Consider the following 22,647-nt stretch of genomic DNA (forward strand, 5'->3'; position numbering starts at 1 on the left):
TTCCTATACATCGAGAAAGATCCTGTGGAAGCCTATTTTAAGGAGTGATTTCTGTTAAAAATAGATCCATAGTTATGGAAAACTGCACTTTAGACATAATCACTAGGCGAAGAGATGGAGAATCACACTAAAGCTGTAGTACCATTCTCAAAAAATACGCCACAAATAGTGTCTATGGGCAAGGATTCATGCTACAACGGAACACATACCGAGGTATACAATCTAAGCAATCGCTGGGAGAGTCACAAATCCTGCCCTTAATAGAAAAGAGAGATTTTTTCAGAACAGTCTACTCTCTCTTCTATCATCAGCCCTTTGTAGAGTCATGGCAAAAGGGCGATATCCTATCTTATCAGCTAACAAACATACGTTTTAATACAATAGCTGACCAAGCAAGTCCAACTAGAGATGAAGCAATGGTGATAACACCACAATATGCACTTGTTCCACCAACGGAGCAACTCATGCTAGCTACAATGATAGATACTATCGCTATGATGGCTACTAGTGCTGCAATAGCAACTCGGTTATACTGGGGCATAAATGCTCTTGTTTATTAAAAGCAAGAACAGCTTCTCTTGATAAATCAATTCGTCCTAAACCATTAGCAACTACGTTGAGGCTCGTTACGAAACTCATAACCATCTCCTATCTTAATTTTCAGGAGAACGATATAAAATGTTAATTTTTAAGTACATAAAAACAAAAATTTACTATAACTGCCCACAGATGTCTAACCAACGTGTAAGGACAGGTTGATAACAAGCACTAAGAAGAAGTTCGTGATTAACTAGAGACCTGTACCCTTAGACGTATCTGCAGATATGCCTCCTGTGTGTATGAGAAATCAGCTCGTGAAGGCATTATCGCATAAAAAAACCGTTCTATCATCTTTGAATTATAGAACGGTTTTCAACAAACTTGAGTTATTTATCTCAGTAACGCTTACACTCTATTTGAGAAGCTCAATTAGGGGGTTTGTAGATTGGGAGCGAGCTGTACTGTTCTATGACGATAACTAGACATAGCCCCGTACCCCCAGTAGCTAGCTAACATGAGTAAGACTAATCCTAAAGCTATAGAAGCACCGCCAGCTAAAGACATCACTGTGAACGCTGCTGCTGTGCAAGTGCCAATACCACAGATTAAAGCACCTAAACCAAGAAGCACGGCGACTAAGGTCATAACTAGACGAGTCAAATTAACAGACAATTTATTCTGTACAAGATGAGCAGAAGTAAAGCCACTTAAGCCTAAACCATCACGTATGTCCAACACGACTTGTTTACACGACATAATACACCTAAAATATTGATTTATAATTTTGCTATTGAAACATCTCTAGGCAAAAATATAAACATATAACAATGAAAAATTTATTAACCACTCGCCTTGAGTACACCTCAATTTCAAGAATGGCGTGCTGTATGTCCTAGAGGGTATTGTCTATTTAAATCACTTACTAGGTGATACCAGCGCATAGTGAGACTTCTCCACTCTCTTTCTCTCCTGAGTTCACCCTGTCGTAAGAAAACAGATGTAATCGCGAAAGTTAGCAAAGCAACACCCAGAACACATCCTGTGGGTACTAGCCAAATACTCGAACTCAAAGCTACGAGACCGGTTAAAGAGGCTATAGATAACGCCAAACACCCTGTTCCTATAATAGCCGCCGCAAGTTCGAGAACGACTCTACATCGCGGAACAACCAGAGCTCTCTGATTCATTACCATCACAAGATCTGAACACCTAGAGCGAATACTCGAGACACTCAATCGGGTAGGCACGGAATTTCCCTCTATACTAGAAGCCATAAAACACATATATAGAAATAACGGACAACTAAGTATATAGAAAATTAATATTAATCTCAATAAATCAAAATATTAATATTAAGGTGCTATTAAAAATATTTTTTTGCGAATTTCGTGGTACAGAGTAAACGACTTCTTATCATCCTGTATTCCCCTACCTTTCAATAGGCCATCCGCTATTAAAAAATATTTCTGGGCTTTTACATAATCATGACGGTCGCAAAGAACCTTAGATAATTTTAAATGTAGAGCGATGTCTTCTGGTGCTTCCTTAGCGCTCTGCTCTAAAAGAGCCACACCCTCAGCTATTTTCCCAAGATGAAGTAATACAGAGGCCAGTCTACGACGAGATTCACAACATTTGGGTGAGCGTTGCACAGCCTTTTTTAACGCCTCTTGGTAAGAAAGGACCTCGTCGTATGTAGATCCTGGATGTGTAAACAAGAGTTTCAATGTTGTTTGATCTATATTTCCTTGGAGGTAATCATGAGCTACTGACCCCGTAGTCTGTGCTTGTGCAGAGCTTTTAAGAAGAGCCTCCCCTTCTTTTCTCTGACCTTTTAGGATTTTTACAATACCCAAAAGCTCTTCGAGTTCATGATCGTCTACGTATTCCTTGGCTTTTTCATAAGCTAGGTCAGCTTCATGATATCGTTGCTTTTGCAAAGCAAAAGACCCTTGGTTAATAAAAGTTAGGCCTATAAGCTCTTTTTCAGAGCGTATTCTTAACTCATCAACGTGTAAACAATCACAATAATGCTCCGTAGGAAGATGTCTTCCTCCTGCAGTGGTTTCGATATTGACCTTTCCTCCTCCGTATCTTAAGTAGATGTGTCCTGGGGGCGTAACTGATTCTAAAGGGAGTTCTAAACGTTGTGCTAGGGATAAATAAAGAGAAGACACGCCCAAGCAGACACCGAATTTTCGGTCTGCTACCGAAGATAAAAAAGAAAATTCATCGGAAAACATTTCATTTTTTGATGGGTAACGAATCCCTTCTTCATAAAACAGAATCGTATTCAGAGCTTCTATAGTTGCTCTATGATAAGCCTCCGATCCTAATGGACTTTGTTCCCTATCTAAGTAGCGCTGACGTTCTATATAAGCACGCAGAGCTAAAATATCTAAATAATGTGTATAATGTTCTGCTTTACTCTTTCCCTCTTCTCCGGGGAATTCAGCGTATACCAGAGCACGCGCAAGATCTTTTGCAGGAAGAAAAGACGTATCATCCTTGTAGCATAGAAAAGAGATCCCCTGCAGGTTCAGTTTTTTTATAACTTCAACATCTTCTTTTGAAAAAACATAATCGGGATTTTTAGATAGTAAAACACAATGAGATAAAGTTTTTAGTTCATCAACGGTTAGCTGAGGAAAAAACTTTTCCAGTTTCTGTCTACTTTGTTGATTACCATGTATCACAAAATAAGCGCACAAGCTTTCCAAACAGTAGGGATCAAGATTCCAAAAATCCTCATATTGATCTTGCGGGATCGTCGCACCTTCACAAAATATCTTTGAGCCAAATCCTTCTACAGCAATAACAAACACAAAAATAGCAAACAGCGACCTTGGCATCATAAATGGTACTTCCTGAGTATCTTTTATCTGAACTTACTGATGTGAGAATTATACCACGGTTCCTCTCATATTGTGATTCTTTATTTACTCATGACTTAGATCACAGATAGATCATGAAAAGAAATAAGGAATAGTTTCTATTTCATCATCTTCCAAAAGCCTACCTATCTTTGCAATCACAAATGCGTATATGTAAAAGGTTGGAGTTGTGTCTAAATTAGAGACGATCCCCTTGACTTTTTAATATTTTTATGATCGACTTGGGATATCTCAAATCACCCAAAGCATGAATTTATGAAACATCCAGTCTACTGGTTCTTAATATCCTCAAGCCTACTCGCCTCGAATTCTTTGAGCTTTGCTCAGGTAACAAATGAAACCTTAACTTCCTCGGATAGCTATAATGGAAATGTCACCTCTGATGAATTCGAGGTAAAAGAAACTACATCAGGAGCAATTTATACTTGCGAAGGTAATGTGTGCATCTCCTATGCAGGGAAAGATTCTCCTCTAAATAAAAGTTGTTTCTCAGAAACTACTGAAAATCTTTCTTTCATAGGAAATGGTTACACCTTGTGTTTTGATAATATTACTACACAATCTAGTCACCCCGGAGCTATTAGTGTTAGTGGTACCAATAAAACCTTAGACATCTCAGGATTTTCCTTATTTTCATGTGCCTATTGCTGCCCTCCAGGAACCACCGGTTACGGAGCTATACAGACTAAAGGCACCACAACTTTAAAAGATAACTCTAGTCTTGTCTTCCATAAAAACTGTTCGACAGCAGAGGGTGGCGCTATTCAGTGTAAATCAAGCAGCTCTACTGCTGAGTTAAAGCTAGAAAATAATAAAAATCTTGTTTTCTCAGAGAATTCTTCTAAGGAAAAAGGCGGGGCTATTTATGCCGATAAACTCACCATTGTCTCAGGGGGACCGACGTTATTTTCTAACAACTCCGTATCCCACAATTCATCCCCTAAAGGCGGGGCTATTTGTATCAAAGATTCAGATGGTGAATGTAGTCTAACGGCGAATCTTGGGGATATTACCTTTGATGGAAACAAAATCATCACAACTAATGGTGGAAGTCCTACAGTAACAAGAAATTCCATCGATCTCGGCTCTGGTGGAAAATTCACAAAACTCAATGCTAAAGAAGGTTTTGGTATTTTCTTTTATGACCCTATCGCTAACACAGGAGGATCTACAGAAATCGAGCTAAATAAAACTGAAAGCGACACTACTTATACAGGAAAGATCGTCTTCTCAGGAGAAAAGTTATCTGATGAAGAAAAAACGGTTCCGGCCAATCTGAAATCATATTTCAAACAACCCCTAAAAATCGGTGCGGGTTCTTTAGTCCTTAAAGATGGTGTCACTCTAGAAGCAAAAAAAATTACACAGACAAAGGGCTCTACCGTTGTCATGGATCTAGGGACTACGTTACAAACACCGTCCTCCAGTGGAGAAACTATTACCTTAACGAATTTGGATATTAACATCGCCTCGTTGGGGGGGGGGGGGGGGTACTGCTCCAGCCAAACTCGCAACGAATACAGCAAGCCAAGCTATAAGTATTGCCGCTGTTAATCTAGTCAATACTGACAGCAATACTTATGAAGATCCCATACTCTCCGCATCAAAATCTTTCTCAGCAATAACAGCCACAACCTCCTCAAGCACAGTCACACCTCCCGAAACCAATCTAAAAAATTATACTCCTCCTACCCATTACGGTTATCAAGGTAATTGGACGGTCACTTGGAAACAAGGATCAAGCGCCCAAGAAAAAACAGCCACTCTAACTTGGGAACAAACGGGTTACTCTCCTAATCCAGAACGTGTAGGATCTTTAGTGCCTAACACTCTCTGGGGCGCATTCTCTGATACCCGTGCTATACAAAACTTAATGGATATCAGCGTCAATGGCGCTGATTACCATAGAGGTTTTTGGGTATCTAGTCTAGCCAACTTCCTAAACAAAAGCGGTTCTGACACTAAACGCAAGTTCCGTCACCATAGTGCTGGGTATGCTTTAGGCGTCTATGCACAAACTCCTTCAGAAGACGTATTCAGTGCGGCTTTCTGCCAACTCTTCGGAAAAGACAAAGACTATTTAGTCTCTAAAAATAGTTCCACTGTCTATGCAGGTTCCATCTATTATCAACATATTTCTTATTGGAATACCTGGAATACGTTGCTACAAAATACTCTCGGTGCGGAAGCTCCGTTAGTCCTTAACGCACAGTTAGCTTATTGTCATGCTTCTAATAATATGAAGACAAACATGACAAATACATATACTCCTAAAAACGTCACACCCTGAAATCAAAGGTGATTGGGGAAATGATTGTTTCGGAGTCGAGTTCGGAGCTAAAGCGCCCATAGAAACGGCATCTCTCCTCTTCGATATGTATTCACCTTTCGTGAAGCTACAACTTGTGCATGCGCACCAAGATGACTTTAAGGAAAACAATAGCGATCAAGGAAGATACTTTGAAAGTAATAACCTCACCAACTTATCTATGCCCATAGGTGTGAAATTGGAAAAATTCTCTCACAAGGATACCGCTTCTTACAACCTTACCCTGGCTTATGCTCCAGATATCGTAAGAAGCAACCCTGACTGTACTGCCTCTCTGTTAGTGAGCCCAACCTCTGCTGTCTGGGTAACTAAAGCTAATAACCTTGCGCGGCATGCTTTCATATTACAAGCAGGAAATTACTTGGCTTTAACTCGCAACACGGAGCTCTTCAGTCAATTCGGTTTCGAACTCCGAGGTTCTTGCCGCACCTATAACATAGATCTCGGATCGAAGATCCAGTTCTAATCTCATCCACCTCCCCTGCTCCGTAGACACGGAGCAGGGCCTCCCTTTGTCTACTCTAGCTGGTGACCTTGACTTTTAATTATTTTTATGATCGAGTTAGGATATCTCAAATCACCCAAAGCATGAATTTATGAAACATCCAGTCTACTGGTTCTTAATATCCTCGAGCCTATTTGCCTCGAATTCTTTGAGCTTCGCTAACGACGCTCAAACAGCCTTAACTCCCTCCGATAGCTATAATGGAAATGTGACCTCTGAGGAGTTCCAGGTAAAAGAAACTTCATCAGGAACAACGTATACTTGTGAAGGCAATGTGTGTATCTCCTTTGCAGGGAAAGATTCAGGTCTAAAGAAAAGTTGTTTCTCAGCTACTGATAACCTTACCTTCCTAGGAAACGGGTATACTCTTTGCTTTGATAATATTACTACTACAGCTAGTAACCCCGGAGCCATTAATGTTCAAGGTCAAGGAAAAACCTTAGGCATCTCAGGATTTTCTTTATTTTCATGTGCTTATTGTCCTCCAGGCACAACTGGTTACGGAGCTATACAGACTAAAGGCAACACAACTTTAAAAGATAACTCTAGTCTTGTCTTCCATAAAAACTGCTCAACAGCAGAAGGTGGGGCTATCCAGTGTAAAGGAAGCAGTGATGCTGAATTAAAAATAGAAAATAATCAGAATCTGGTTTTCTCAGAAAACTCCTCCACTTCAAAAGGCGGGGCTATTTATGCTGATAAACTCACCATTGTCTCAGGTGGGCCTACATTATTTTCTAACAACTCTGTATCCAACGGTTCATCCCCTAAAGGCGGAGCTATTAGCATAAAAGATTCAAGTGGTGAATGTAGCCTAACCGCTGATCTCGGAGATATTACCTTCGATGGGAACAAAATCATCAAAACTAGTGGTGGAAGTTCTACAGTAACAAGAAATTCCATAGATCTCGGCACAGGGAAATTTACAAAGCTACGTGCTAAAGACGGCTTCGGAATTTTCTTCTATGACCCTATTACTGGGGGAGGATCTGATGAACTAAACATTAATAAAAAAGAAACTGTTGATTATACAGGAAAGATCGTCTTCTCAGGTGAAAAATTATCCGATGAAGAAAAAGCACGAGCGGAAAACCTAGCTTCTACTTTCAACCAACCCATCACATTATCAGCAGGATCTCTTGTACTTAAAGATGGTGTATCTGTAACCGCAAAACAAGTAACGCAGGAAGCGGGATCTACCGTTGTCATGGATCTAGGGACCACATTACAGACGCCTTCTTCAGGTGGAGAAACCATCACCCTAACTAATCTAGATATTAACATCGCCTCGTTGGGGGGGGGGGGGGGTACCTCTCCTGCTAAACTCGCAACAAATACAGCAAGTCAAGCTATAACTATTAACGCTGTCAATCTAGTCGATGCTGATGGCAATGCTTATGAAGATCCTATTCTTGCTACGTCTAAACCTTTCACAGCAATAGTAGCTACAACTAACGCTAGTACAGTCACACAGCCTACAGATAATCTAACAAATTATGTCCCTCCTACTCATTACGGTTACCAAGGAAATTGGACAGTAACTTGGGACACCGAAACAGCTACAAAAACAGCCACTCTAACTTGGGAACAAACTGGCTACTCCCCTAACCCAGAACGTCAAGGACCTTTAGTCCCGAATACTCTTTGGGGTGCATTCTCTGACCTCAGAGCTATACAAAACTTAATGGATATTAGCGTCAATGGCGCTGACTACCATAGAGGTTTTTGGGTATCCGGTCTAGCTAACTTCTTACACAAAAGTGGCTCTGATACTAAACGCAAGTTCCGTCACAATAGCGCCGGATACGCTTTAGGCGTCTACGCAAAAACTCCTTCTGATGATATTTTCAGTGCGGCTTTCTGCCAACTCTTCGGAAAGGACAAAGACTATTTAGTGTCGAAAAACAACGCCAACATTTACGCAGGTTCTCTCTATTATCAGCATATCTCCTATTGGAGCGCTTGGCAGAATCTGCTACAAAACACTATCGGTGCAGAAGCTCCGTTAGTCCTTAACGCACAGTTAACTTATTGTCATGCTTCAAACGACATGAAAACCAACATGACGACTACTTACGCTCCTCGTAAAACAACGTATGCAGAAATCAAGGGTGATTGGGGTAACGATTGTTTCGGAGTCGAGCTTGGTGCAACTGTGCCTATCCAAACAGAATCTTCTCTCCTATTCGATATGTACTCACCTTTCCTGAAGTTTCAACTTGTGCATACGCACCAAGATGACTTTAAGGAAAACAATAGCGATCAGGGAAGATACTTCGAAAGCAGCAATCTCACCAACCTTTCTCTGCCTATCGGCATCAAGTTTGAGAGATTTGCTAACAACGATACAGCTTCTTATCATGTCACTGCTGCTTATTCTCCTGATATCGTAAGAAGTAACCCTGACTGTACTACTTCTCTGTTAGTAAGCCCCGACTCTGCTGTCTGGGTAACGAAAGCCAACAACCTTGCGCGAAGCGCCTTCATGCTACAAGCAGGAAACTACTTGTCTTTAAGTCACAACATAGAAATCTTCAGCCAGTTCGGTTTCGAGCTCAGGGGATCTTCACGAACCTATAACGTAGATCTCGGATCGAAGATCCAGTTCTAATCTCATCCACCTCTCCTACCCCGTTCCCACGGGGTAGGGCCTCCTCGGCCTGTGACGCTAAGACTCTTCTTCAAACATGAAAAAGCTCACAATCACGAAGAATTTCTAAGAGTGTACTTCTTGGAAATTAACCGCTAACTTTTTTAAACAGTATGATATCTTTGGACATCGTTAACTCTATAGAAGTATCTGCTTTAATATCACCTTTAAGTAAAGCTTTCGATAATAGTGTAACTACCTTCTGCTGAATTAACCGTTTTAAAGGTCGTGCTCCAAAAGCACTATCATACCCCTGCTCACTGAGATAGAGTATAACAGAATCATCCCATGTTAACGTGACTCGTCTTTCTAACATGCGTTGGGCAACCCTACGCATCTGAATGCCGACGATTTTTACAATATCTTCGGTACTTAAAGGAATAAAAGGAAGAATGTCATCAATACGATTGATGAACTCAGGACTGAAGTATTTCCGTAATGTTGGAGAAACTACCGACAACACTGTCTCCTTACTGACTTCACTTCCCTTTTTCGCGCAGTAATCGGCGAGTTCTTGAGAACCTATATTCGAAGTCATAATGAATAAAGCATTTTTGCAATTTACCTTACGTTTCTTACTATCTGTAAGGATGCCCTCATCAAAAATCTGCAAAAGAATATTAAAAACTTCCCTATCTGCTTTTTCGATTTCATCGAAGAGTACAACAGAATACGGTCTTCGACGTAAAGCTTCGGACAGGCTTCCGCCTTCTTCATAACCTACATAACCTGGAGGCGATCCGATCAACTTGGACACGGAATGCTTTTCCATATATTCGGTCATATCGAAGCGTACCATAGCCTCTTCTTTATTAAACAAAAGATCCGCGAGAGCTTTAGCGAGCTCTGTTTTTCCAACTCCTGTAGGGCCTAAAAATAGGAATACCCCCAAAGGACGTTGGGGATCACTCAGTCCAACACGCGCCGCACGTATAGAATCACTTACCGCAGAAATAGCAAACGGTTGACCCACAACACGTTCTTCCAAGGATTCTTCTAAAACAAGAAGTTTTTCTGCTTCACCTTCTAACATCTTTTGCACAGGAATGCCTGTCCAATTTGCGACTACTTGAGCAATAAGACGCTCGTCTACCTCTTCTTGAAGCAAACGATGATCCCTTTGATTTAATGCTTCTTCATCATGACGGATTTCTTCTTCAAGAGCAGGGATCAAGCTGTAGCGCAACTCCGCAACGCGATTGTAATCGGCAATACGTTCTGCTTCTTCTTCAGAAAACTTCATGTTTTCTAAAGAATTCTTTTTTTCTTTCAGACCGGAAATAAGTTTTTTTTCCTCGTCCCAACGTAGTCGTAACACTGCAAGTTCTTCTTTCAGCTGATCTATAGACTGTTGCATAGCTTCAGCCTCTTCTTGATAGGCAGGAGCTTTTTCGCGTTTTATAGCTTCTTGTTTAACAATCAATGCTGCGAGCTCGCGTTCTTTTTCATCGATAGGTAGAGGTAAACTACCAATTTGCATACGAATTAAACTAGCAGCTTCATCAATAAGATCGATCGCTTTATCAGGAAGGAAACGATCAGGAATATATCTATAAGAAAGAAGCACGGCAGCATTTAATGCTCCCTCAGTAATACGTACGCCATGGAAAATTTCATACTTCTCACGGAGACCACGAAGAATAAATACAGCATCTTCTAAGGAAGGCTCGGTGACAAAAATGGGTTGGAAACGCCGTTCTAACGCGGCATCTTTTTCAATATACTTTTGATATTCATTCAGAGTAGTCGCCCCAATGCAATGCAAAGTCCCCCGAGCTAAAGCGGGTTTTAATAAATTTGCAGCATCCATAGCTCCGTCGGTAGCTCCAGCACCTACGAGAGTATGCACCTCATCAATAAATAAAATACTTTCCCCATCCACAGATTCTACATCTTTAAGCACACTTTTTAAGCGTTCTTCAAATTCCCCGCGATATTTTGCTCCCGCGATTAATGCCCCCATATCTAAAACATAAAGATGTTTACCTTTTAAGCTTTCGGGAATATCGCCTTGAACTATGCGTAAAGCCAAGCCTTCCGCTATTGCTGTTTTCCCTACTCCTGGTTCACCTATCAGCATGGGGTTATTCTTCGTTCTTCGTGATAGCACTTGCACTGTACGACGAATTTCTTCATCTCTGCCAATGACAGGATCCAGCTTCCCTTCTTTCGCTAATAAAGTTAAGTTCTTACAATACTTTTCTAGGCCCCGGAGATTATTTTCCGCACTAGGAGAGTCCATACGATTGCCACGCCTTATATTAATAATGAGTTTTTTAAGATCGTCTAAGGATATTTTTACCGTGTTTTTCCAAGAAGCAAACGGCTCCTTGTTGGATTTCCAAAAAGCTAATAATACATGATCTCCAGAAAGGTAAGTATCTCCGAGATCTTTTGCCTCATGTTTGGCATCTAGAAGTAAACTTTGCAGCCCTGAAGAAGGTTTCGGCATAGCGTCTCCTTCAACAACTGAAGGTTCTAACGATAGAGCCTTATCGACTGCAGAAATCAGCAATTTAGGATTGCTTTGAATCTCTTTAATAATTAAATAAAATAGTGATTCAGTATTTTCTAATAGACATTTAAGGAAATGGTTTTCGCTTACGTAAGGATTTTTTTGTGATTTCGCGAGCTCAAAAGCCTTTTCTAGAGCTTCGCTTACTGCATCCGATATCTTATCCATAAAACAGCCCTAATACTCTTTTGGAACATTTTATTCATTACATAGACAAAACAAAAAATCTATCTATTTTCCAAAGCGACTTCTTGATTCTGTAACAAGTGTTTTTTCTTATCTTTTATTTTTTGCTGTTTTTTCCATTGCGAATTGTATTGATATAATAATCCGTAATCTTTCACGATGCCGGCGATCTCCCGACAGTCACTCATTAGCCCATCGAAACGGGCAACACGCTCACCGTCTAAGCAATCCGCTAATCTGTTAGCACTTTTGTGTATAGACTCTGTGACTAACCGAGCCTGCTGGATGAATGAAGAGTCTTTATCGTCATCAATCAAGGAAGATAATTTTTCATAAATATGAACAGTTTCTGTTTCGAGTCTCCCCAAGGCTTTGTCAGCCTTATCGACAAACTGTATCAACTTCTCAATAGGATCAATATGATTACCGTAGACTAAATCCTGAGAGCACAAGCGGTTGTCTTCAGTTCTTATCTTTCCAGGAAGAATATTGACTATAGATTCTCCTATAATTTTAGGAGAGTACATAGCAAAAGTATCGTCTTTATAAAGAGTAATTCCCGAATCAATTTTCAAAACGAGTTCGTAGCAATATAACTGTCTGGTATCTCGGGAAATTCCCTTATCCATAATATTGTGCACAGAAGCTACAGAACCGATAATCTGACCTGCTAGACACACATTCATTCCTTTACTTACTCCACTGAGGTGAGTAAAGGCGACATGGATTTCTTGTTTTCCATCTCCACGACTTTTGGGAGTGAATAGCATGACAGAAAATAAACCGAGCATGCCTACACAAAGAAATACTCCAAAAAATATTGATTTACGATCTTCCTTAGACATTAGCCCTCCTTAATCAGCATTTCACCATGCTGATGACCGGCAAAGAATTGCCTAACCAAAGCATCGTTTGTCTTTATAAATTCTTCCTTTGTATAGATACGGGGTATAGTGCCTTTATCATGGATAGCAATGCGATCTGCAAGCGCTAATGCTAATGTAATATCATGAGTAATGACTATACCCCCTATTCCTTGTTCTTTTCGCAATTGGAAAATTAAGTGTGTCATTTCTCGACTCGTCATAGGATCTAAACCTGCTGTAGGCTCATCATAAAGGACAAGCTTAGGAGAATAGACTAAAGATCGGGCTAAGGCGACGCGCTTTACCATACCCCCAGATAATTTACTCGGCATAAAATCCGCAGCGTAACTTAATCCTACATTAGACAAAGCTTGATCCACCTTAGCGTTGATCTCTTGTGGGGAAAATATTTTATGCCGGTCATTATAAGCATGAAGACCGAAAGCGACATTTTCTCGAACAGAGAGAAAATCAAAGAGAGCTCCTCCCTGAAACACCATACCAATAGTAAAATCTTTTAAACGCCCTTTATGAGTCAGTTCTTTAGCATAGCGCACTTCTCCAGAGTCTGGGACCTCTAACCCTATAATATGCCGAAGAAGCACGCTTTTTCCTGTGCCTGATTTTCCTAGAATGACCAACAACTCATCAGGAAATACCTGCAAAGAAACCCCCTGCAGTACCGTATGGCCTTGACCTTCGTTATTGCAATAACTCTTATAAATGCGATCGACAGAAATCCAGGGTTCTACCATACCTCTCCCTAGTAACCTAGAACATGAAAGAATGCTGTAATCACACAATTAGCGAATAGAATAGAAATATATGAGGTTACAACTCCTGCAGTAGTCACCTTAGCCACATCTGTAATGCGGCAATGCTTCCCTAATCCCTGATAACAAGCTAAAGATGTGATAATAAATCCGAATACTAAGGACTTCACAATGACCATCACAATATCGGATATGAATACATTCCCAGAAACCATATGTAAATATACTTGTGCTGGCAATTGAAAAGCATAACGACAGAGTAAATAACCACCAAAGATCCCTGACCAGACTGCGGCAATGACCAAAGCAGGCATAGCAATAGTGCCTGCGATAATCCTGGGTAAGGCGAAGTATGCTAAAGGATTCACTCCTAAAGTTTCCATTGCGCTCACTTGTTCGGTCATACGCATAGTGCCTAAAAAAGCAGAAATAGCTCCTCCGACTCTTCCAGAAAGAGCGAGGGCGGTAAGAACAGGACCTATTTCTACTAAAATACTTTTTACTACGAAAAATCCTATAGCACAGGACAATCCATGGATTCCCAATTGATAGCAGGACTGCAAAGCCAAAACGATTCCTGTTACAGCTCCAGTAAGAATCACTACGGGTAAAGAAGCTACACCGATATCATAACCCTGAATATTTACAGATCGAAATAAGCTCTTCTTCCATGATAAGCTTTTTATCACTGCACAAGTGAACCCCATCCATCTGCCTAATTCCAAAGGAAAAACACAAAGTATTTGGAAAATACGAGCACGTTTTTTTGCCTCCATATTCCACATCCTCAAAATTTTGAGAAGCCCTTGTATTTTAAAGGCTACCGAATGTTTTCATTAAACTATCAATAAGCACATTTTGCGTATAGGCTAGATTTTCCTTACTGTGTACAGAAGAAAGAAAGCTTGCTTCCATGGGAGCTGGAGATAAATACACTCCTTGAGCAAAGACATGACGATAAAATACTCCGAACATTTGGTGATCACATTCCTGCACCTCACGGAGATTTGTCGGGGGTGTTTCTCTAAAGAAAAATGAAAACATCGACCCTGCTCTCACTAAAGATACGGGGAAACCTTGATGACAAATTACCTCTTCTATAGGAGCAAAGAAACTTTGGGCAAGATTCTCTAATTTAGGGTAAAAATCTACTTCACGGCATAACTCTAGGGAAGCTTTTCCTACAGCCATAGCAATAGGATTCCCAGAAAGTGTTCCCGCTTGGAATACCTGTCCTAAAGGAAGTAAATGATCCATAATCCTGTGGTGAGCGAGGAAAGCAGCTACCGGCATACCTCCTCCTAAGATTTTCCCATACACAGTAATATCAGAATCTACATCCATTATAGAGCGGACACCGCGGATTCCCATGCGGAATCCAGTCACGACTTCATCCATAATCGTTAGAGCTGCAAACCTGCGACTTATAGTTATCACCCCCTCAATAAATCCAGGTTTTGGGAGAACAACCCCCATATTGATAGCTATAGGTTCAAAAATTACACAGGCAACGCGTTCCCCGACCTGAAGCATAACTTCTTTGAAAATCTGTATATCGTTGTAGGGCAAGATCAAATTCAAAGGCAAATAAGGATTTCCCGAAAAGTAGGTATCTACAATATGAGGAACTTGGTGGATATTGCTCTCATCTATAGAGATACCTTTTAACAAAACATCGGCATGTCCATGATAGCATCCTAAAAATTTAATCATTATGGAACGCCCCGTAGTGGCGCAAGCAAGACGCACAGCGGTCATGGTAGCTTCCGTACCTGATGAGACAAACCGCACCTTATGGTCCTCGAACTCCAAACAGGAAAATAATGTTGCTGCTAAAGAAATTTCATTTTCTGAAGTTAGACCATACGAGGTACCTTGAGATGCTGAATTACAAATAACATCTAAAATTTTTGGATGGCCATGACCGTGTATTAATGATCCCCAAGACCCACAAAAATCTATAAATGTCTTACCAAAACTATCTATGAAAATATCACGGTGAGCACTAGAGACAATGGGAGGAAGAATCCCCACAGGAATACACGCACGTATCGGAGAATTGACTCCTCCAGGAAAATAGCGACAAGCCTCCGCGTAAGTCATAGTTGACTCTTCAATAATCGGCATATAACCCCCTAAAAAAATCCGGGGTTATTTTGAAACATGACAACTTTAAAACCTAGGAAAAGACTGAGCTTATAATAAATAAACACTAGAAGCTAATTTAACAAAAGATTCTCCGGGACTGTAGACAGCGAAGCATACTTACCCCCTAAATCTTTCAGAATCATAGACCAAAGATTTTCAGGAGAATCGGTAAAGACATATTCATAACTTGCAGGAGCTAAAAACCAATTCCCATCAAGGAATTCTCTTTCCAATTGTCCTGCTTGCCAACCACTATAACCAAAACATAGATTGATCATAGGTCCTGCCTCACTAGAAGCAATCTCTTGTAAAAAAGACAGATCCCCCCCTAAATATACGGAAGGGCAAATTTCTAAAGTTTGTTCGGGAATTTCTGAACAGGAATGCAAAAGCATCATCTGATTCGCTTGTAAGGGACCTCCCATACAAAAACGGATATTGTTATTTGATACTTTATCGACAGGAAAAATATCGTCGGATATTTCTAAACCCAAGGTCTTATTTAAAATGAGACCAAAAGAACCATTGAGGCTATGCTCACATAACAAAATTACACTACGAGCAAATACTCCCTGATCTGTATCAGGAGAAGCTAATAGTAACGAACCTTTCTCTAAAATAGCATAGGGAATTTTGGCCATAAGATACCATGGGATTTTCTTCTATTCTTCATAAGCTACAGCAGCATCAAACACCGACTTCACACAAAGAATAGGAACTTTGTGTGTCAGCGCTAAAGGGATGCTATCGCTCGGACGGGCATCAACATCGGTAATATAGAGAGAATCCCCTTGTTTTTGCTCTAAAAACATACGCGTATAAAAAATGTTATCCTTGTAATCGCTAATCACAACACGCAATACCTGAATATCAAAACCTGAAAAAACAAAATTGAGTAAATCATGGGTCAATGGTCTTGATAAAGCAAAGTGCGTGGGATCGGAATTTTGAAAAGCCTGCCCCATAGATACATGCCCATATATCGCAAATTTTTTTTCTTCGGTACCTAAGACTATTCCTGCGTAATGACAAAAGCTGACTAACTTATAAAAGTTAAGTAAAACCAAAGGGGTATCTTGGAGCAGCTCTTTTTCTATACTCATACTCTACCGGTGTTCTTTTTACCAATCTGACCGTTGGCATAACCAAACCATACTTCAACGCTCGCTATAACAAACCCGACTTCAATAATACCATGAATTTGTAGCAGCTTCAGCAGGTCTTCCTCGGGATGAGGATATACATTTGGAGTATGAATATCGTAAATATAATTTCTGTTATTGGTGATAAAAAATCCTCCATGAGAATTTTTTCTTAAATTTCCTAGATACCCCAAATTTTTCAAAGTAGCAATAATAGAAGATCTACCGAAAGGACTAATTTCTATAGGAAGACCAAACTTCCCTAAAACCTGCACATGTTTACTTTCATCTGCAAGTATCAACCGTCGCCGACTGGATTGTAATAAGATCTTCTCACGAAAAATGGCTCCACCTCCACCTTTAATCATGCGCAATTGAGGATCGATTTCATCTGCACCATCAACAGCAAGATCTATTTCCGTGAACTCTTCGTCATCAACCAAAGGAATTCCTAGACTCTTGGCTAGAGAATGCGACTCTTTTGAAGAAGCCACAGCACGAATATCTAAATTTTCTTGTTTATGCTTGTGAGCAACAGCTTTGATAAATTCTCTAGATGTCGAGCCACTCCCTAATCCCAAAAGCATTCCTGGCTCCACCAAGTTTGCCGCTTCAAGAGCTAACTGTTTTTTTACTTCTAAATAGGGATCTTTTTTCACAACACCTCTATGTGTTTTACCTTTCTCTATCCTTTAGCTAGAAAGTCTTCGTATTTTCACACAAAAACTAACCACCTAAATCATACTAATATAATTGTTTTTGTGAGGTCAAATGAGGATGTTCTCTAACAAAAAGATCAAATACACAGCCAGGTTTCCCTAAAATCTCAACAGCATAACACACCCCTGGCGAAGATCTCCCCAAGTTGTATAAGAAAGTTTAGACAGAAAATCCATACCATCCCTATCTATAATGAATCTAAAACACGATGCCAAATCTATTTTTCTGAAAATGTATTTAAGTACTGACCTTGGTGGTCACGAAGATTCTTAAATAAGAATTTAGCCGTTGTAGTTAACGAGAAAGTCTCTCAACCCACATGCAGCTAACACAACACCCTATAAACATCAGATCAAGACTGTGTTACCAAGACGTTATCTACTGAGCACATCGGCATTTCGTTTCCAGACACTATAGGGAACTCGATACCTCCCTACTTCTACAATGCTAATGAATATCGACGATTTATGAAGATGAATGAGAAGTTAACAGGCACCTATTGTGCATCGACCCACTTGAGAAACCTATCTCCCGTATCTTTATTGAGGATAGAGTAATTGAGATGCGCCCGTGAAAGGTTGCGTTTTTGTAATGTATGCCTACTACGTTTGTTAAAAAATTGCAGCACTCCTTTATGGAGACCATAAATGCGCTGGTCATCTCGATAATAGTAGTCCATCCACTCAGTCAAAGTAAGCAAGGCAATTTGGGGATCGAAATGTTCTACGTTCTCCTCATCAATGTAGCGAGAAACAACAAGCATTAATTCCATAAGCACCCCACTAACTCGTGCCCGATCAAATGCTTGAAGAAAAATTGACAAATTACAATCTATATCTCTAAATAACTGCAGTTGTGCCCAAGAAACTCCGTGTTTACACAATGCCAACAACCATGCCGTAGGAGCTTGATTTAGAGATTCTAATAACCATGTACGGTTCTCATCTTCGGTCATTTCCTCTAATGACTGCCTCATCCTCAAGTGTATCGATTGCACAAGATCGTGCACTCTATGCCAAGTCGAGTATCTTGCATGTTCTAATAATGTTGTGTATTCTTCCTCAGAAACAATGTGAGCTAATAGCCAAACACAAGGATGGAAAGCTATGAGGTTCACATCGGACAACCCCAGACGATTCACCCAATATATCTCAGGCTCGATCTGTTCTTCTGCAGGCAGTTCTCTAGAACCAAGCTGTATAAACTTATTTATGAAATATAAAGGACAATTCCTTAGCAATAGAGTTTCCAAATCAGGGATCTGCACTCCACGGCAAGCAAGTTGTACACGCTCAAAATCCAAGGCTGTTACTCTCTCCTTACAATCCTCAGGCAACATATCCAAACTCCCCGAAGACAAACATAAGAGTAGCGCTCGCAATTCTTTAAGAGTGAGTAGATTGTCAAAAACGAAATCACAAATAACTCAAGGATAGTTTTTCTCCAATACAGAGCGGAATCCTGAAGGAAGAGGATGGTTGAACTCATGCCAACAACGACGTAATACCAAAATCGCTGTTATGCTTACAATCAACAAAGAGAACACCATACCGAGAATAATCAAGGGATGAGAAAATCCATAGGCAAGTAAAAATACGAAAACGCCACTAAAGACAGAATAAACTATACTCATAATCGCCGTAGCATGGTGAGATAACTTATCTAACGGACAACGCTCTTTACTTCTCAAACTCGGAGAAATCAAAGAACTCCGAAGACGCTCATCTAGGGAGATACTATCGACACTCATAACATGTCCTATTATGATGATATTTTTAAGAAACAGAGCAAAGCCCGAAAGCTTTTAATTATATTCAAAATTAAAAACAATAAAAAACAGATCCCTTCTAAAGCTATTCCTCAATGAAACTCAAATGAAGAATACAAGAAAATGAGAAGAAAAGATGATGAAGATATAGAAAGGCAACGTGAGGGAAAAAGATGCTAATTCAGCGTTCTTTCTCCTGTCGTGCGATTTAAAGAGTAAATAGGAATATGAGAGAGACTGCGTCTCTCTACAAGCCCTTTCGTGCTTCTCTGGTTGAAGAAGGATAGCGTCTGGTTATAACAATGCCATATAGGGCTCTCTTTATTCTTCTTATAATCGTGAATCCACTCGTCCCAAGTGAGTAAAGCCAAGAAGAATCAAACTCAGGGCCTTCTTGATGCATATACGGGTATGTAGCCAGCATAAGGCGTGACAAATTCATGCCTCCATTTTCCTCATTAAATAAAGAAAGGAAGACCATATGTTGACATTCTACCTCTTGAAGTAACTGTAATTGCTCCCAAGAAACACCATGTTTACATAAGAACAGTAACCAATCTAATGGGTAGGTAGTTAAACAACAGGACACCCAACCACGATCAACATGAAAACTATCAACAAACTCATGGGGAAGAATACCTAGAAGTCGAGAACGAATGCTTTCAACTATAGGCTGCGCTTCATTCCAAGTCCCGTGGTGAGCATGATTGAATAGACTTTGGTATTCAGATTCAGTAACTACTCGAGCAAAAAGCCAAGTATAATGATGAAAAGCAGTATCTAAGCAACTAGATAATCCTGTACGACATACCCAATACACTTCAGGTTCCATGCCCTCGGCACTAGGAAACTCTCTAGAACCCAAATCGATAAACTTACCCAGAAAGTACAAAGGACAATTCTTTAATAATAATTTCTCTAAATCAGGAAGATGTCTTCCCTCACAAGCGGTTTGTAAACGCTCAAGACCAAACTTCTCTACCTTTTCTTGACACTTGTGTGATGGAAACACAAACTCTCCAGAAGATAGTCCCGATATCACTGCACGCAACTCTTGTAGAGATACCCTTTCCCTAACAACGAAATCATGAATAACCGAAGGGAATTCATGTTGAATTATAGAAGCAAAACCTTGCGGAATAGAGGGTTTAAGCTTGAACGTATCCCTACGATAAATCCATAAGCCGAAAGAGACACCTAAAAGAATGATAGAGATGACCAAACCCAGGATAATCATAGGCTGAGTCAATCCACAAATCATCAAAGTTGCGAAAGTAGTAACTAAAGCAAGAGAAACACTATTCCCTATAGCTAAAGCATGTTTACGTAAACTATCCGCAATACAAGTCTGTGCCTTACGTTCTTGTATTACTAATAGCGCAGCAGCATTAGATCCCAAATGCGAAGGTGACTGTAAAGGATGCACGCTATACTATCCAATAAAAATACATTTGAGAAAATATACGCCTGTTTAGAAACAAAAAACAATGGAGAAATCTTGGAATTTTTACGTGTAAAATAACTAGAATCAAACTCTGAAATACAATTGAATGACTCTTAACCATATAGCAATGTAAGGTTGGCCATGCTAAGGAAAAAATACATGGTTTCACACAACAGTCTTCTCAGAGTTAGAAAATGGATCCTTCCTTCTCAATGGAGGTCATAGTGTCCAGCCTCTGCGACGTTTGCATAGCAAGTTGAAGAATACATTCCTAAAATTCTGTTCGTGCATTGTGCAACACACTAGTCGGATTTCCTTCTAGCTCCTGTATTCAGGTCATAATCATAATACGGTTGTCCGACAAACAATTCATGATCCATGGTGATGGCTTCCAAAGGCTCTCGTTCATCCCGTCTACGATTTAACAATGTGACTGTTGATTCATGGGCTCTCCATCTCTGATCTCTCCTACAGCTATCCTGATAGTCTTCTATCCATTCCTCCCATGTAAGTAATGTCACATGAGGATCAAAGCTCGTTTCCGCTTCTTGGATATACCTAGAAGTGGCAATCATGCTCCTACATAGATGTCCCCCTCGACTTTGCGATTCAATTTCGCAAAGAAAATCGATATAACGACTATCTAATTTTGTAAATAACTGTAACTGCTCCCAATTGAATCCGTGTTTACATAAATGCAGGAAGGGACTAGATTTCCTTGTCTCCCATTTGACATGAGATTTTTTCAATGAGAAACTTGGTTGATACACGTTATCTATATAACTGATCATACGACTTTGCAGTTCAACAATTAGAGCCTTAGTTTGGGACCACGTTTCATTCTCAGCATGGTCAAGAAGCATGAGGTATTCTTCTTTAGATACTATTCGAGATAAAACCCAAACAAAAGGCGTGAAGATTGTATCATAACAACTCGCAAATCCCCTACGGTTTGTCCAATAAACTTCAGGAGATAATCCTTGTGATTCAGGAAATTTCCTATCTCCCCTGGCAATCAATCTATTGATAAAGTAAAAAGGACATTCTTTTAATAAAACATCATCCAGAGGGAGTAATCCAGCATGAACACATGTGCTTTGCAAATTGGGAAAGGAAAAATTCTGCAACTTTATTTTTAGGTGATTAGGGTAACTGTCAATGGAGTTTCCTTGATTGAGTCCTTCTATAAGAAGACGGAATTCTTGAATTGTGAGATTCTCCTGAACACACAATTGGTGAATCATTTCAGGGTAATGTCTACCAATTGCGCCGTGAAAGCTAGCGGGAATGAATGCTTCTGCTCTGCCATCACCCTCAGCATCAAAAGTAGCTTCCGTATCTACGGCCGATGCAGGGTCAAACAACAAACCTAAATCACAATCTACGGCGCCAGTTGCTTCTGTAATAGAGGGGGCATCCGTACTAGAATACGATAATTGAAAGGCAGTATCTAAAATAGAAGTTGACTCCTCATCTCTAGACTCCTCTCTAGCAAGATGAAAATCTGACGCAGCCTCGGCAACACTTACTAACGACTTGTCCTCAACTCTATCTAAAACTACAGGCACCTCCTCTGCCAATACGTTTCCAATAGCATCAGAATCTAATGTAAAAGTGGTCTCAGAATTTAAGCCTGCCATCATTTCTTGATTAGAGCCGCCGACCCCCCACCCGCATCTATTTCTCCATCCACTATCTGCGACACGACAGCATGAGAGCACCTAGAATAATAGACATTCACTACTAATAGCACTCCACAAAGTACTAAAGAAATAACTAAACCTAAAATCACTATCGGTGCAGAAGTCCCACTAACAAGAAAAGCCCCGCAAACAAGAGCAAGAATCGCGAAGCAAATGTTAGAAATCGCTAAAACACATCTATATAAACGCTGCGAATTACAAGTATGTGAACTATCATCAACTACAGATGATTGAGAACAACAAAAAGAAGTACTAAAGCAAGTCATGCCTCTCCCTAATCAATTTAACCATCAAGAATCATTTTCTCTTGAGCAAAGGGAGGACAATAAGTGAAATAACAAGCCCTGACACATTGGCAGAAGCAGTATATTGACAATTAATTAGTAAATCTACATTTCAATTAAACAAGTATTCCTCCTCAACCCATAATGTAAATCATTAACAAACAAAGTCGTTAAAAAATA

15 protein-coding genes and 3 pseudogenes are annotated in these 22,647 nt (G+C 40.1%); 2 read left to right on the forward strand and 16 right to left on the reverse strand.

The annotated features are described in order from the left end of the window. Positions 1-352: 352 nt before the first annotated feature. From CHAB577_RS03130 to CHAB577_RS03145, 4 genes are all read right to left on the reverse strand, one after another. Complete coding sequence (locus CHAB577_RS03130) at positions 353-541, reverse strand: hypothetical protein (protein WP_231908331.1); 189 nt, start codon at positions 539-541, stop codon at positions 353-355. Between the two features lie 428 nt (positions 542-969). After that, positions 970-1,296, reverse strand: a complete 327-nt coding sequence (locus tag CHAB577_RS03135; protein WP_006344216.1) for a hypothetical protein — start codon at positions 1,294-1,296, stop codon at positions 970-972. A 113-nt stretch (positions 1,297-1,409) separates the two neighbouring features. Beyond that, positions 1,410-1,727 (reverse strand): hypothetical protein, encoded by a 318-nt coding sequence (locus CHAB577_RS03140; protein WP_173024180.1) that lies wholly within the window; start codon positions 1,725-1,727, stop codon positions 1,410-1,412. Positions 1,728-1,892: 165 nt separating this feature from the next. Further along, a complete protein-coding gene (locus CHAB577_RS03145; protein ID WP_011097190.1) occupies positions 1,893-3,395 on the reverse strand; it encodes a transglutaminase family protein in 1,503 nt (500 codons plus the stop codon). Between the two features lie 294 nt (positions 3,396-3,689). Here CHAB577_RS03145 and CHAB577_RS03150 point away from each other — a divergent pair. Continuing rightward, positions 3,690-6,229 (forward strand): annotated as a pseudogene (locus CHAB577_RS03150) (autotransporter domain-containing protein). Positions 6,230-6,359: 130 nt separating this feature from the next. Continuing rightward, positions 6,360-8,879 (forward strand): autotransporter domain-containing protein, encoded by a 2,520-nt coding sequence (locus CHAB577_RS03155; RefSeq protein WP_011097191.1) that lies wholly within the window; start codon positions 6,360-6,362, stop codon positions 8,877-8,879. 127 nt (positions 8,880-9,006) lie between these two features. Here CHAB577_RS03155 and CHAB577_RS03160 read toward each other — a convergent pair whose 3' ends face one another. The 12 genes and pseudogenes from CHAB577_RS03160 to CHAB577_RS05285 all read right to left on the reverse strand — a co-directional run bounded on the left by CHAB577_RS03160 (position 9,007) and on the right by CHAB577_RS05285 (position 22,449). Then, positions 9,007-11,601: an ATP-dependent Clp protease ATP-binding subunit gene (locus CHAB577_RS03160; protein WP_011097192.1), complete on the reverse strand. Its 2,595-nt coding sequence runs from the start codon at positions 11,599-11,601 to the stop codon at positions 9,007-9,009. A 59-nt stretch (positions 11,602-11,660) separates the two neighbouring features. Then, on the reverse strand, positions 11,661-12,464 hold the full coding sequence (locus CHAB577_RS03165) for an MlaD family protein (RefSeq protein ID WP_011097193.1): 804 nt from the start codon (positions 12,462-12,464) through the stop codon (positions 11,661-11,663). Beyond that, the gene (locus tag CHAB577_RS03170) at positions 12,464-13,240 is read right to left on the reverse strand and encodes an ABC transporter ATP-binding protein (protein ID WP_011097194.1); all 777 of its coding nucleotides are present in this window, start codon (positions 13,238-13,240) and stop codon (positions 12,464-12,466) included. Before CHAB577_RS03170 ends, CHAB577_RS03165 begins: the two co-directional genes overlap by 1 nt. 8 nt (positions 13,241-13,248) lie before the next feature. Then, positions 13,249-14,034, reverse strand: coding sequence for an MlaE family ABC transporter permease (locus CHAB577_RS03175; RefSeq protein ID WP_011097195.1), 786 nt, complete (start codon positions 14,032-14,034; stop codon positions 13,249-13,251). Between the two features lie 37 nt (positions 14,035-14,071). Continuing rightward, on the reverse strand, positions 14,072-15,385 hold the full coding sequence (locus CHAB577_RS03180; RefSeq protein ID WP_011097196.1) for an aspartate aminotransferase family protein: 1,314 nt from the start codon (positions 15,383-15,385) through the stop codon (positions 14,072-14,074). A gap of 92 nt (positions 15,386-15,477) precedes the next feature. Beyond that, on the reverse strand, positions 15,478-16,047 hold the full coding sequence (locus tag CHAB577_RS03185; protein WP_011097197.1) for a YqgE/AlgH family protein: 570 nt from the start codon (positions 16,045-16,047) through the stop codon (positions 15,478-15,480). Positions 16,048-16,068: 21 nt separating this feature from the next. Further along, on the reverse strand, positions 16,069-16,509 hold the full coding sequence (locus tag CHAB577_RS03190) for a bifunctional nuclease family protein (RefSeq protein WP_006344227.1): 441 nt from the start codon (positions 16,507-16,509) through the stop codon (positions 16,069-16,071). After that, complete coding sequence (gene rpiA, locus CHAB577_RS03195; protein WP_011097198.1) at positions 16,506-17,207, reverse strand: ribose 5-phosphate isomerase A; 702 nt, start codon at positions 17,205-17,207, stop codon at positions 16,506-16,508. The genes CHAB577_RS03190 and rpiA overlap by 4 nt, the downstream gene beginning before the upstream one ends. A 557-nt stretch (positions 17,208-17,764) precedes the next feature. Further along, positions 17,765-19,018: pseudogene (locus tag CHAB577_RS03200) on the reverse strand (DUF1389 domain-containing protein). A gap of 194 nt (positions 19,019-19,212) precedes the next feature. Continuing rightward, a pseudogene (locus CHAB577_RS03205) lies at positions 19,213-20,462 on the reverse strand (DUF1389 domain-containing protein). A 320-nt stretch (positions 20,463-20,782) separates the two neighbouring features. Then, a complete protein-coding gene (locus CHAB577_RS03210; protein WP_232500305.1) occupies positions 20,783-22,123 on the reverse strand; it encodes a DUF1389 domain-containing protein in 1,341 nt (446 codons plus the stop codon). Then, entirely contained in the window at positions 22,120-22,449 is a 330-nt protein-coding gene (locus CHAB577_RS05285) for a hypothetical protein (RefSeq protein WP_231908336.1), read from the reverse strand. The genes CHAB577_RS03210 and CHAB577_RS05285 overlap by 4 nt, the downstream gene beginning before the upstream one ends. Positions 22,450-22,647: the final 198 nt, after the last annotated feature.

This window comes from Chlamydia abortus (genome assembly GCF_002895085.1).
GTDB lineage: Bacteria > Chlamydiota > Chlamydiia > Chlamydiales > Chlamydiaceae > Chlamydia > Chlamydia abortus.